Source organism: Vibrio quintilis (assembly GCF_024529975.1).
Classification (GTDB): domain Bacteria; phylum Pseudomonadota; class Gammaproteobacteria; order Enterobacterales; family Vibrionaceae; genus Vibrio; species Vibrio quintilis.
Map to the genome: position 1 here is coordinate 157,222 of NZ_AP024897.1, position 12,333 is coordinate 169,554.

General features: G+C 49.7%; 12 protein-coding genes. 8 read left to right on the forward strand and 4 right to left on the reverse strand.

The annotated features are described in order from the left end of the window. The first annotated feature begins 3 nt into the window (after positions 1-3). From oadA to OC443_RS00780, 4 genes are all read left to right on the forward strand, one after another. Positions 4-1,803 (forward strand): sodium-extruding oxaloacetate decarboxylase subunit alpha, encoded by a 1,800-nt coding sequence (gene oadA / locus OC443_RS00765; RefSeq protein WP_073580659.1) that lies wholly within the window; start codon positions 4-6, stop codon positions 1,801-1,803. A gap of 15 nt (positions 1,804-1,818) precedes the next feature. Beyond that, positions 1,819-3,120, forward strand: a complete 1,302-nt coding sequence (locus OC443_RS00770; protein WP_073580661.1) for a sodium ion-translocating decarboxylase subunit beta — start codon at positions 1,819-1,821, stop codon at positions 3,118-3,120. 147 nt (positions 3,121-3,267) lie between these two features. Further along, entirely contained in the window at positions 3,268-3,555 is a 288-nt protein-coding gene (locus tag OC443_RS00775; protein ID WP_073580663.1) for a hypothetical protein, read from the forward strand. Between the two features lie 18 nt (positions 3,556-3,573). Next, a complete protein-coding gene (locus OC443_RS00780; RefSeq protein WP_073580665.1) occupies positions 3,574-4,122 on the forward strand; it encodes a citrate lyase holo-[acyl-carrier protein] synthase in 549 nt (182 codons plus the stop codon). A gap of 54 nt (positions 4,123-4,176) precedes the next feature. Here the strand turns inward: OC443_RS00780 and OC443_RS00785 are convergent, their stop codons facing one another. From OC443_RS00785 to OC443_RS00795, 3 genes are all read right to left on the reverse strand, one after another. Beyond that, complete coding sequence (locus OC443_RS00785) at positions 4,177-4,842, reverse strand: GntR family transcriptional regulator (RefSeq protein ID WP_073580667.1); 666 nt, start codon at positions 4,840-4,842, stop codon at positions 4,177-4,179. Then, positions 4,839-5,441: a GntR family transcriptional regulator gene (locus OC443_RS00790; protein WP_073580669.1), complete on the reverse strand. Its 603-nt coding sequence runs from the start codon at positions 5,439-5,441 to the stop codon at positions 4,839-4,841. The genes OC443_RS00785 and OC443_RS00790 overlap by 4 nt, the downstream gene beginning before the upstream one ends. Before the next feature lie 144 nt (positions 5,442-5,585). Further along, a complete protein-coding gene (locus OC443_RS00795) occupies positions 5,586-6,650 on the reverse strand; it encodes a tartrate dehydrogenase (protein WP_200796899.1) in 1,065 nt (354 codons plus the stop codon). A gap of 126 nt (positions 6,651-6,776) precedes the next feature. Between OC443_RS00795 and OC443_RS00800 the strand changes: the two genes are divergently transcribed. After that, entirely contained in the window at positions 6,777-7,679 is a 903-nt protein-coding gene (locus OC443_RS00800; protein WP_073580673.1) for a LysR substrate-binding domain-containing protein, read from the forward strand. Here OC443_RS00800 and OC443_RS00805 read toward each other — a convergent pair. Further along, positions 7,652-8,560 (reverse strand): LysR family transcriptional regulator, encoded by a 909-nt coding sequence (locus OC443_RS00805; protein ID WP_073580675.1) that lies wholly within the window; start codon positions 8,558-8,560, stop codon positions 7,652-7,654. The two genes, OC443_RS00800 and OC443_RS00805, sit on opposite strands and share 28 nt — an antisense overlap. 152 nt (positions 8,561-8,712) lie before the next feature. Here OC443_RS00805 and OC443_RS00810 point away from each other — a divergent pair, with 152 nt between their 5' ends. The 3 genes from OC443_RS00810 (at position 8,713) to OC443_RS00820 (ending at position 12,330) form a co-directional block, all read left to right on the forward strand. After that, complete coding sequence (locus OC443_RS00810; RefSeq protein WP_073580677.1) at positions 8,713-10,143, forward strand: coniferyl aldehyde dehydrogenase; 1,431 nt, start codon at positions 8,713-8,715, stop codon at positions 10,141-10,143. A gap of 112 nt (positions 10,144-10,255) precedes the next feature. Beyond that, positions 10,256-10,933, forward strand: a complete 678-nt coding sequence (locus OC443_RS00815) for a type 1 glutamine amidotransferase domain-containing protein (RefSeq protein WP_073580679.1) — start codon at positions 10,256-10,258, stop codon at positions 10,931-10,933. A gap of 713 nt (positions 10,934-11,646) precedes the next feature. Next, on the forward strand, positions 11,647-12,330 hold the full coding sequence (locus OC443_RS00820) for a hypothetical protein (protein ID WP_143169241.1): 684 nt from the start codon (positions 11,647-11,649) through the stop codon (positions 12,328-12,330). Positions 12,331-12,333 lie beyond the last annotated feature (3 nt).

Below are 12,333 nucleotides of genomic sequence, written 5' to 3' on the forward strand. Positions count from 1 at the left end.
GTCATGAACACAGGTAAGAAAATTGGTATTACGGATGTGGTGCTCAGAGATGCGCACCAGTCACTATTTGCGACCCGGCTGCGGCTGGATGACATGTTACCGATCGCTCATGCGCTCGACAGTATTGGTTACTGGTCGCTGGAGTGTTGGGGCGGTGCAACGTTTGACAGCTGTATCCGGTTTCTCGGTGAAGATCCCTGGGTTCGCCTGCGTGAGCTGAAAAAAGCGCTGCCCAACACGCCGCTGCAAATGTTGCTGCGCGGGCAAAACCTGCTCGGATACCGCCATTATGCAGATGATGTGGTGGATACATTCGTTGAGCGGGCGGTGAAAAATGGCATGGATGTGTTCCGGATTTTTGATGCAATGAATGATATCCGTAACATGACGCAGGCGATTCAGGCGGTGAAAAAAATGGGGGCCCATGCTCAGGGAACGCTATCGTATACCACCAGCCCGGCGCATACATTGCAGACCTGGATTGATACCGCGCAGCAACTGGCTGAATCCGGTGTGGATTCTATCGCGATTAAAGATATGGCCGGGATCTTAAAACCCGCTGTCGCCGGTGAGCTGGTTCAGGCGCTGAAAAAGCAGGTCTCAGTCCCGCTGCATCTGCACTGTCACGCCACGGCAGGACTGGCGGATATGACCCTGATGAAAGCGATTGAAGCCGGGGTTGACCGGGTAGATACGGCGATTTCTTCTATGAGCGGAACGTATGGTCATCCTGCGACCGAATCTTTGGTCGCGGCGCTGGAAGGCACCGGCTATGAAACCGGTCTGAATCTGACTGAGCTGGAGAAAATCGCTGCTTATTTCCGTGGGGTACGGAAAAAGTATGCGGCGTTTGAAGGGCAGCTGAAAGGGATTGACTCACGGATCCTGGTCGCTCAGGTGCCCGGCGGTATGCTGACCAACATGGAAAATCAGCTCAAACAGCAGAACGCGGCCGATAAACTGGATGCGGTGCTGGAAGAAATCCCACGGGTCAGAAAAGATTTAGGTTACCTGCCTCTGGTGACGCCAACCTCGCAAATCGTCGGCACGCAGGCGGTGATTAACGTCATGATGGGTGAGCGCTACAAGAATATCACCAAAGAAACCGCCGGGGTGCTGAAAGGTGAATATGGTAAAACGCCATTGCCGGTTGATGCTGAACTACAGGCACAGGTGCTTCAGGGAGAGGCACCGTTGACTTGTCGTCCGGCTGACCGGATCGCACCGGAAATGGAGCGCCTGAAAGCAGATGTGCAGGCAAAAGCAGAACAAAAAGGCATTCAGCTGTCTGACAACCTGATTGATGATGTACTGATTGTGGCATTGTTTGAGCAGGTCGGCTGGAAGTTTCTTGAAAACCGTCATCATCCGGAAGCGTTTGAACCGGTGCCGGTGGCAGAGATGACGGCTGTGAACGCTTCGACAGCTAAACCCTCTGAAAGCAAAACGGAGCAACCCGGCGTTTATACCATCACTGTGAACCAGCAGCGCTATGTGGTTCAGGTGGCCGAAGGGGGAGATATTTCTCAGGTGCAACAAATACCGGCTGCTGCTCCGGCATCTGCTGAATCAGCCCCGGTCACCGGAGATGGCGAAGAAATGACCGCGCCACTGGCAGGGAATATCTGGAAAATTCACACCCGGGTTGGCGACATGGTTGAGGAAGGCGATGTATTGCTGATTCTTGAAGCGATGAAAATGGAAACCGAAATCCGGGCTGCCTGCTCAGGCACGGTAGCCCATATTGGCGTGAAAGAAGGTGAAGCCGTCACTGTCGGCGAGCCGCTTTTGACCATTGCATAAGGAACAGAACTGAAAATGGATAATGTGATTAATTTGATCCGTGATTTCGGTATCTTCCATCTGTCGTTAGGGCAGGCTGCCATGATTGTGATCGGGATGGTACTGCTCTATCTGGCAATTGCCAAAAACTTTGAGCCTCTGCTGTTGGTGCCGATAGGTTTTGGCGGGATTCTGGCCAATTTACCGGAAGCCGGTCTTGCCCTTTCTGCGATTGAAAACGCGCTTCATGCCGGGGTGCCGGAGGTGATGCACGCATTTGCTTCGGCGCTTAGTCTGGATAGTTTTGACCCGGCGCTGATCAAACAAGCCATGCATCATGCCACGCCCAAACAAATGGCGGAGCTCGATTATCTGGCACGGCAGTACCAGTATTCCAACGGGATGTTGTATCAGTTTTATAGCCTGGCGATTGCATCCGGTGCCGGTCCTTTGGTGATTTTTATGGGTGTTGGTGCCATGACTGATTTTGGTCCGCTGCTGGCAAATCCGAAAACACTCTTGCTGGGTGCAGCGGCGCAGTTTGGGATTTTTACCACGGTACTGGGTGCGTTAGGACTCAGTAGTCTCGGCATGATGGATTTCAGTGTCGCTCAGGCGGCATCGATCGGGATTATCGGCGGAGCCGATGGCCCGACGGCCATTTACGTCTCCAGTATGCTTGCGCCTGAATTGCTGGGCGCCATCGCGGTTGCTGCTTATTCCTATATGGCACTGGTGCCACTGATTCAGCCACCAATTATGAAAGCGCTGACCACTGAAGCAGAAAGGAAAATCAAAATGGAACAACTGCGTCAGGTGAAAAAGATTGAGAAGATCTGCTTCCCGCTGATGCTGCTGGTGTTAATTGCGATGCTGCTGCCTTCAGCCACGCCATTACTGGGGATGTTCTGCTTCGGAAATTTAATGCGGGAATGCGGTGTTGTTGAACGTCTTTCTGATACTGCGCAAAACGCACTGATTAATATTGTGACAATATTTTTGGGTGTGTCAGTTGGATCCAAGTTAATGGCAGACAAATTCTTACAGGCTGAAACCATCGGGATTCTGGCATTAGGAATTGTTGCATTTTGTGTGGGAACAGCCGCCGGGGTGTTAATGGCAAAGCTGATTAATCAGTTTTCCCGGCAGAAAGTGAACCCGCTGATTGGCTCGGCCGGTGTCTCTGCGGTGCCGATGGCAGCCAGGGTTTCCAACAAAGTTGGTCTTGAAGCGAATCCACAGAATTTTTTGCTGATGCATGCGATGGGCCCCAATGTGGCCGGAGTGATAGGCTCCGCGGTTGCTGCGGGGGTAATGATTAAATACGTTTTAGGGTAATCAGAGACTGTTGATTTCAGGTGATATTGTGTTGTTGTAAATATTACCTGGCAGTTCAGGACGAACGATGTTTTGCCACTGAAGGTTAACAGGCTCTGTGATAGTCATCAGGATTTCCCTGTAGGGGAAATCCTGAAGGGAGTAATTATGTTGGTCAATAATATTTCTCACGATTTAGTCACCGAACGGGCTAAACGTGATTGGTTCGCCTACTGGAAACATTATAAAAAAAACGAAAATGAATATTGTGCTGAAGCCAATTGCCTCAATAAGGCTTCTTATGGTGCATTGGTGACAATTCAGCCGAAGGATTACGATCATGTCTATGTGATTGGTTTATGTGAATGTCACGGGAAGAACGTCAATAAAATCGAACAACCGTTGATTGAGTTATCTCCGGATGCGGAACTCATCGAGTCAGATCTGACATTGTAACCAACCCGAGGACAGAGCATGAAATCTAATTCCGGAAACGAAGCCCAGGCTGCACAGCTTTCAGACCGGCTGGAAATCGCTAAAGTTTATCAATACTGGCGGAAGATGCTGACCAGCCCGATGATTACGGTGGGCTGGCGGAAAATTAAGTACAGCCCGCATACAGAAACCCGTCTGCTGGTGATAAATGCCGCACTGGAAGAAATCAACCAGATGACGGAGAGGAATGGGTTCACTATCCGGATGCAAAAGGTTTTCTGGACGGGGTTAGGCCCGAATGCTTTGGTTACAACCAGCTGTTTCTCTGCGACCAAACTGAAGAAATGGACGATTGATATTGAAGAGCATCACCCGCTGGGCGCGCTGATGGATCTGAATATCATTGATACCAACGGCATGAGTATCAGTCGCAAAGACACGCATATTCAGCCAAGAACCTGCATGGTTTGTCAGAAAGACATTTACACCTGCAGGCGGGGTAAACCTCATTCACATCAGGAATACCTGGCTGCGATTAATGAACTGATTTTGCGGGAAAGATTCGGTCAGTATGATACTGAAAGATAAAAATAACCGGACAACCTGAATAAGAGCTCTTCAGGTTGCCGTTTGTTCATTGAATTACTTTTCTTCAGCCCTGCCGGGGATATTCGTCAGCATATCTTCTTCACTGCGGATAATATGTTCCCGCATCAGCTGATAAGCCTGCTCAGAATCCCGTGCTTTCAGGGCGTTAATGATGTCTTTATGTTCATTCAGAGACTTCATGGCATAATCTTTTTCAGTGGTATTATTTCCCATTGAAAGTCCGTTCCATAAAGAGCTCAGAATCGAGAAGATACGGCTGTTATCGGCGGCCTGCCAGATTGCCATATGAAATGCCTGATTGAGGTTGGAATAATTATCAAAAATATTCTGTTCAACTTCTTCTTTTGATTTTTCGTAAATATTACAGATTTCAGATATATCAGCGTCCGGATTCCCGCAGAGCTTTTTGATCATTTCACTTTCCAGAATAAGCCGCAGCTCGAAATGTTCTTTTATATATTGCTCGTTGACGCCTAAAACAATTGCACCTTTGTTCGGTCTGAGTTTAATTAAGCCATCATTATGGAGTAGCTGAAATGCTTCCCGGACCGGTGTCACCGATACGCCTAAAAGTTTCGAAACCTGATCGAGCGTCAGGACATCACCTTCCTGATACTGTGAAGATAAAATCGCTTTTCTGAGCTCTGCGGCGACTCTTTCCCGGGCGGGTAAAAGATTAATGGGTTTAAAATTCATCATTTAATTGCATTTAAGATAGTCTGGTTTGCGAAAGCAACCAGTGATTGAATATGAATCTCATCAATGGCTTCGTTGTGTAATAATTTTAGCGCTTTTTCCAGATAAGAAACAGACTGTGCATAATCGGGATGACAATACCGGATACTGTGCATCCAGAAAACATTCAGCATGCTGAGGTGTAAATGCCGGGTATAATCATCTTTTGTCATGGCCGAAAGGGCATGATGAAATGCAATCAGATCCTGTTGCGGATTACCGCTGGTATGTAATTGTTCTGACAGCGTCTGATAAACCGGTTTATCTTCGCGGAAACTCATCAGTAAAGCGCATTCTGACGCAGATAACATCTGATTATAAATGGTGAGCGTCCGCGCATTGATATCCACGACTTTTAATTTTCTGTTATTGAGCTTAATGATTAAGCCTTCCTGAATTAATGTATTAAACGCTTCACGAATCGGCATTCTGGATAACCCGAATTGCTCAGCAAGATAATTCTGGGTAATCGTGTGTTGATTGGTGATGTTGCCTGAAATTATTTCCCGCTTAATAATCTCGGCGACTTCATCTTTGGTATTGGTAAAATCGATTCGTTCCATTGAACTCAGAAGGGGTCGTGTGGCGTGAGCATATGATAAATACGTGCTATGAATATTGCAAACATTGCCGGATTCGGTGAATAAGTGACAGAAATCACGGGATGAACATGCTTCAGCACATCCCGTGACAGATGTTTCTCATCCTTATTGCAGCTGTTGTAAAATAGCTTCGGTCAGTTCTGTTGTTGAAGCATTTCCACCCATATCGCGGGTCCTGCATGAGCCTTCTTTCAGCACGGATTCAATCGCATGCAGAATTTCATCATGCACCGCCTGACAACCGAGATGTTCCAGCATCATCGCCCCGGCCCAGATTGTCCCGATTGGGTTGGCGATGTGTTGTCCGTAGATATCCGGCGCTGAGCCATGAACAGGTTCAAACATCGACGGAAAGGTATTCTCAGGGTTGATGTTGGCTGAGGGGGCAATGCCGATGGTGCCGGTGCAGGCCGGGCCAAGATCAGAAAGAATATCGCCGAACAGATTGGAGCCGACGACCACATCAAAATGCTCCGGCATCCGGACAAAATTCGCGGTCAGAATATCAATATGGAACTGATCGGTCTGAATTTGCGGATACTGTGCGCTCATGGTTTCAAATCGCTGATCCCAGTAAGGCATGGAGTGGAAGATACCATTGGATTTCGTCGCTGAAGTGACTTTCCGGGCCGGGCGCTGGCTGGCAAGCTTAAACGCATATTTCAGAATCCGGTCGGTGCCTTTGCGGGTGAAAACAGCCTGCTGAATCACAATTTCATCGTCGGTGCCTTCATACTGCACCCCCCCAATGCTGGAGTATTCACCCTCAACATTTTCCCGCACGACATAAAAATCAATGTCGCCGGTTTTTTTCCCGGCCAGCGGGCAGGGAACGCCATCAAACAGACGGACCGGGCGCAGGTTGACGTATTGATCGAAGCTTCTGCGGATTGGCAGCAGCAAGCCCCACAGAGAAATATGGTCCGGCACACCGGGAAAGCCGACTGCGCCTAAATAAATTGCATCAAAGGCTTTGAGCTGTTCCAGCCCGTCTTCCGGCATCATATAGCCTTTTTGCTGGTAGGTTTCGCAGCTCCAGTCAAATTCGGTCCAGTTGAATGAGATATCGTGTCTGGCGGCGGCAGCCTCCAGCACCCGGATGCCTTCCGGAATCACTTCTTTACCGATGCCGTCACCGGGGATAACCGCAATATTGAATGTTTTCATCATTTATCCTGAATGTTGATGTTCTTATCTGGTGTTGTAAGTGTTGGGGTACAGTGTGAATCTGAGTTATCTTATGACAAACGAACTGGTGTTATAAGCCGTAAATTGTGAATACAAGAGTAACGAATCGTGAGTCATTACCCGAATCCGGATGATATTAAAGTGTTTGTACTGGCCGCCAAAAGTGGTGGCTTTTCTGCGGCCGCACAGCGGCTGAATGCTTCTCCCGCTTATGTGAGTAAACGGGTAGCGATTCTGGAACGTACGCTTGGCATTCGTCTGTTTCATCGTGGCGCAAGGCATGTTTCCCTGACTACACAGGGAAAGGTCGCACTGGAGTGGGCAGAAAAATTACTCGATGTGTCGGAGCAGATGATGCTGGCACTGAAGAATGAACAGGCGATTCCTACCGGCACCCTGCGGATTGTCACCAGCACGGGTTTCGGCAGCCACTGTATTGCGCCGCTGTTGTCAGAGCTGCCGCAGCAGTATCCCGAACTTGAGATTGATCTGGAGCTGCTCGATCGTCCGGTGGACCTGATTTCCGAGGGCTTTGATCTGGAAATCCGTACCGGGCCGGTCATGCCTTCTGATCTGATCGCGAAGAAAATCTATACCAACCACCGGATATTATGTGCCTCGCCCGGTTATATTGCGGTACACGGCATGCCGCATACCCTGAAAGCACTGAAACATCATCGCTGTATTCTGATCCGGGAAAGGGAACAGGCCGGTGAGCAGTGGCATTTATTGCAGGATCAGCAGGCAGTGGATACGAAAGTCAAATTTGTGATGAAAACCAATTATGGCGAAGTGGCCAAACGCTGGTGTCTGGATGGCGCAGGAATTATGCTGCGCTCGGTCTGGAGTGTCAGGGAAGCTCTGGAAGCCGGTTCGCTGGTACAGGTGCTCCCGGAATTCACCCAGCCAGCTGACTTCTGGGCGATCTATCCGGATCGGCTGTCAGCCTCGGCGAAACTGCGGGTGGTGGTTGATTATCTGTCTCAGCGGCTTGGTGCCCCTTCTGTCTGACGGTTAATCCGGCGTAATAAAGTCTGCCGGGCATGCGCAACCCGCACCTGACGCAGCGCACTGGCGATCCAAATCAGATAGTAGTGAATATCGGTACTGCCCACCGGCGGAGTGATAGCTGCCAGCTCACCCGAATCAATCTGAGACTGACACAAATACTGTGGTAACACCGACCAGCCAAACCCCTGGATCAGCACGCTTCTTAATGCCCGCATGTCCTGCGCAACGACGGATGGAATCACCTGTGCGGCAGACAGCTTATTTTTCGCCAGCCAGTTATCAATGAGTGACAGCTCAAGATTGTAAGCAACCAGAGGTTCCCGGGTCATTGCGGTCAGTAAATCGGCTGACTGATTCAGCCGTTCAGCCACTGGCGGTGAAGCAACGGCCAGTACTTTATCGGTCAGAATTAACTCGCTTTTCAGCCTCCCGTCAGTCACCGGATGGGCTGAAATGCCCAGATCGCAATGGCCTTCCAGTAACATCTGATTGACCATCGGTCCATCACCGGTGTGCATGCGCACCCGGATTCCATCTTCCAGCAATGGTGTCAGTTCTTTAGCCAGCACTTCCGCCATAAAATCAGCATGGCCAATAATCTGCAAAGCGCCGGCGACATCCATTGAGCGGGCCCGTGCCGATGCCAGTGCCGCTTCGGCGCTGTCCAGTTTGTCACCGATGTCTGCTGCCAGCTCGTCGGCGGTTGATGTCGGCTTCACGCCATCCGGCTGACGTTCAAATAAACTCCGGCCAATGGCGACTTCCAGTCCGGCAATATGCTGTGACACCGCAGGCTGGGTCAGGTTCAGTGAGCGCGCTGCGCCACTGATAGAACCCTGACGATAAACTTCAATAAAAGTGCGTAAACGAATCAGTGACATAGTTGACCCATAAATATATTTATACCCCTGGTAAAATAGCATTGTTAGCGCCCGCACTGCAATCAGTCGTATGATGACTTCAACGCAAACAGCGACCGAAATAAATCATAACTTCACGCTGAAAAATCAGTGAAAGCCAAAGGAAGAAAGTCATGACTGCACACTCTGTTGAAGATATAAATTCTGTTGAAGATATGAACGCGATTTTAAACCGCATGAAGCGGGCACATCTGGCGGCCGGACCTGCCAGCGCAGCACTCCGCCGGGATCGTCTGATGCGTAGCATTCGCCTGATTCAGGAAAATCATCAGTTACTGACTCAGGCGATGTGTGCCGACTTCGGCCACCGCAGTGTTTACCAGTCACTGATCGCAGATGTGGCAACCACGATAAACGCTCTTCAGCATGCTGCCGAACATCTGGAAGAGTGGATGAAACCGGAACCTGCTGAAACCCCGGATAACACCACGCAAGCCCTGATTCAGTCTCAGCCTTTGGGGGTGATTGGTATTATCAGCCCGTGGAACTTCCCGGTGAATTTATCTTTCGGACCACTGGCGGGTGTTTTTGCCGCAGGGAATACTGCGATGCTCAAGCCTTCAGAGCTGACACCGGCAACGTCAGAGTTATTGGCTGAACTGGTGGCCCGTTATTTTGACCCGGAAGAGCTGACAGTTGTACTGGGGGAAGCCGATACCGCGCGAACATTCAGTACGCTGCCATTTGATCACCTGATTTTTACCGGCAGTAGCCAGGTTGGTCGCCATGTCATGCGGGCTGCGGCTGAAAACCTGGTGCCGGTCACGCTGGAGTTGGGTGGTAAATCTCCGGTAGTGGTCGATGATAGTGCAGCGATGGCACATGTCGCTGAGCGAACGCTGACGGTGAAAACATTCAATGTCGGGCAGATTTGCCTGTCGCCGGACTATATGCTGATGCCGGATGATCAGGTCAATGATTTTGTAAAAGAATCCAAAGTGTTTATGGCACGCAGTTTCCCACAGATACAGGACAATGAAGACTATACTTCGATTGTGACACCGCGCCATTATCAGCGTCTGATATCGTTACTTGAAGATGCCAGACAAAAAGGGGCTGAAATTATCAGTCTTGCGCCGGAAGGGGAGCCGGACTTCGATGAGCTCAGCAGAAAGATAGCGCCACATCTGGTGCTGAATGTGACCGATGACATGCAGATCATGCAGGAAGAGATTTTCGGCCCGTTACTGCCGGTGGTGACCTGCCGGAGTACCGGTGAAGCCATTGATTACATCAATGCACGTCCACGGCCACTGGCTGCTTATTACTTCGGCGAAGATACGGCGAAACGGCAGACCTTTGCCAGCCGGACCACTTCCGGAGCGCTGGTTGTGAATGACATTATGAGTCATGCCACGATCGACAGCCTGCCATTTGGTGGGGTTGGTGCTTCCGGTATTGGTGCTTATCATGGCATTCACGGATTCCGGCGATTCTCTCATGCCAAACCCGTGGTAATTCAAAACCGGGACAGTGAACTGAGTCAGCGGTTACAGGCACCTTATCAGCATAAGCTGGAAATACTGACCGACATGCTGAAATAAAAAACGCAACACAGACAACAGAATCACGGCACGGGGCCAATCATCACAGCGATGTCTCCGTGACGGAAATAAAATCAGATGACCGTGACATGCACGGTAACAGGAGAAAGCAATGAAAGTATTAATGGTAATCACCTCTCACAGTGAACTGGGTAACACCGGCGGCAAAACCGGCTTCTGGCTGGAAGAATTCGCCGCACCTTATTACATTTTTAAAGATGCGGGCGCAGAGATTGTGCTGGCTTCTCCGCTGGGTGGTGAGCCACCGCTGGACCCGAAAAGTGACTTAGAAGATTTCCAGACTGAGCTAACCCATCGCTTCAAAGCCGACCCGGCCGCACAGGAAGCACTGGCAAACACAGTCAGGCTGGATACGGTCGATCATGATGCGTTTGATACGGTTTTCTATCCGGGTGGACATGGTCCGTTATGGGATCTGGCTGAGTCTGAAAAATCCATCAGCCTGATTGAATCATTTGAACGTGCCGGTAAACCGATTGGTTTTGTCTGCCATGCATCCGGTGTACTTCGCCATGTGAAAGCTGCCAACGGCGAGCCGTTGATCAAAGGCCGCAAAGTCACGGGCTTTACCAACAGTGAAGAAGCGGGTGTTGAGCTGACAGATGTCGTGCCTTTCCTGATCGAAGATGAATTTATCCGTCTGGGTGGCCTGTATGAAAAAGGCCCCGACTGGGCACCTTACATAGTGGAAGACGGCAAGCTTGTCACCGGCCAAAACCCGGCCAGTTCTGAAGGTGTGGCGAAAGCACTGCTGGCGCAGCTGGCGTGATTTCACTTTAGCCCTGAGTTTGAAATGCCCCGTTTGAGACGGGGCATTTTTTTTAGCACTGCATCAATATTGTTTCTTATATCAAGAGCCATCCCCGCCATAGTGCGGGGATTTTTGTTCGTATTTTGAACGAACTACTCCCTTTTTTGGGGAGTAACGGGCGGCTCCGGAAAAGGACTAGCATAGGCGAATCGATAGCATGCAAAGTGATTCGCCGCCAGTTAATCAGGATTCCGACGGTTGTCAGGTCAGGTGAATCACTTTGAAAATCATACCGGAATCAATTCACTGAAAGCGCTAAGAAAAGCGCGGGCAGGTTAACCCAATGAAGACAGAAAATCTTCACTGTTGGTATGAGCAGTAAATGTGATTCGCCGTATGTCAGGCGATGACCGTGCCTCAAAAGGGCGGGAATGTGGCATCTGTTACTACTACTTCACAGTCAGGGTAGTCCGTTAGCTCCGAGCGGTTATATCGGGCTCTGATTCATTCCGTTAAATTTTCGCAATAACGAGCATGAGGCAATTATGACTTGGTATTGCGCGTGTTTGTCTCTGGTCGTTTCAGCACAAACACATCACATGTTGAAGAGGTGATGAATGAGTTACAAAGCTTATTTGCTGACAGCACTTTGTCTCAGTTTTTTAGGAGGGTGCTCATCATACAGCGCCGCCACAACTCCTCAGGTTCCGCGCTCAGGGGAACATAAAACTATGGTTGAAACTAAAACTATAGATGAAACAGCGGTTGCCACTGCCGGTTTCCCTGAATCCGGTCATTCAAAAGCTACAAAATCAGGCAACAACAAGCCCGGGGTGAAACCGGGGCAGAAATCCGGTGTGAAAACAAGAATATCCGGCATCACGCATCCGCCAGCGAATCCTTTTGTTATTTTGCAGGGAGAAACCTACAAGAGCGCGATGATTCACTGGCTGAAATCAGACGGGTACAAGGGGATTGCCTGGGCGATTTATGCCGGCACCCGGGAGCGTTTAAAAAAGGTCGCCACGAAAAATGACATGATCCCCGGCGATCCGGCAACTGTATCCGCCGCTTTATCGGCAAAACTGGGTGTGAAACTCAGTATCGCAACAAACGAGAAGCTGAAATACGCGGCTATTCACGAATGGCATGATCTCAGCGTCAAAATTGTAAAAGTGCACGGTAATACACTGAAAGGTGTCCTTAAAAATCTGGTCACAGATTTTGGCTGGAACTGGAATGATCAGCAAAGCTGGCGGACGCATAAAAACCTGCATGGTTTTTCAATTCCGTTTCCTCTCGTTGCTCCTGTTGATGATATTGGCCTGTTGCTGAATCAGGTCTTAGCCAATCGTCCCGTCCGTGCTGAATATTTTGAAGATACACAAACTGTGTTTGTCACTGATGATAAGTAGAGG